At 40.1% G+C, this 1,052-nt stretch carries 1 protein-coding gene; it reads left to right on the plus strand.

Going from position 1 to position 1,052, the window contains the following annotated elements:
* The coding region (locus ACFILL_RS09300; RefSeq protein ID WP_375681102.1) for a DUF6990 domain-containing protein at positions 1 to 1,052 on the plus strand (1,052 nt) is incomplete at both ends.

The following is a 1,052-nucleotide window of genomic DNA, read 5'->3' on the forward strand; positions in this document are numbered from 1 at the left end:
AAAGATGTCACAGAGATTTTAAAAAGACTGGGCTGGGAGCCTTATCGTGATAACGTGGGGGATACTTTTGCGCATTATCATCTTCCCGATCGCATTGTCGGTATTGGCTATGGTGTAAAAAATTATGGAGAGAGTGGCAAAGAGTTTTTGCTTTCGGCTGATCTCACCACCGCTGCTTATTGTCTTGCTCGGGAATATTCTAGAGGTGAAAAATCACAGCGTAAATATGGAGATGTGCTGTTTTACGCGAAGGAGGATTTTAATGTTAAAGCTCCGGATCTTTCCGAAAGCCATATTAAGGACGCTCTAAATAGAGTGATTGCATGGGCGCAAGCACAGGATATTGAAAAAAAGTTGTGCGAGGAAGCTACTAATCATTCTGCCGTTGCACAAGCATTACTTGGTGATATGGAGGCTTTAAGGAGTGATAGATCTACCCCAAAACTATCTGTGCCAGAATTTGCTGATTATAAAACAATGACATCGGATGATCGCCTGCTTTTTTTTGCACAGGCCTATAAAAATGGGGAATTAGACGATATTCTAACGCGCAAGAAGCCAAAACAGCGCTCGATAAGTCTCACAGCAGCAATGCGCGTTCTTAAAACACAAGGGTGGTTTTCAACGGAACCTGGAAAAATGTGGTTGATTTTGCCCGACCGCTTTATTCAATTTGATTTTGGTTTTATACGTCTTCATGATAATTACAATGTCCGTATTGAAGCTGAAATATCTAATGAAATGATTTCTGTTGCTTGCAATTGTATTCACTTTAGTGAGGAATATTGGTGCGTTTCTCCTACGGGGCTTTATAATTCTTTTAATACGATTGGGGGAGGAATTTTTAGTGGTTTTGGTAAAGGCATTGATATTTGTGTAGAGACATTAGATGAGCAAGAGCTTATCAAAATCTCTGAGCGGATAATACAGTGGGCGCGTGCCCAAGATTTACAAGCATCAATAGAAAGCAAAACACGTGTTCAAAAGTATAGCTACAATATACGTATAGTCTGGCATTTGGCTTGTTTAGCATTGACAGGTCAAATTGATGT

The sequence above is a fragment of the Bartonella sp. AP20NXHL genome, assembly GCF_042196165.1.
Taxonomy (GTDB): Bacteria; Pseudomonadota; Alphaproteobacteria; order Rhizobiales; family Rhizobiaceae; genus Bartonella.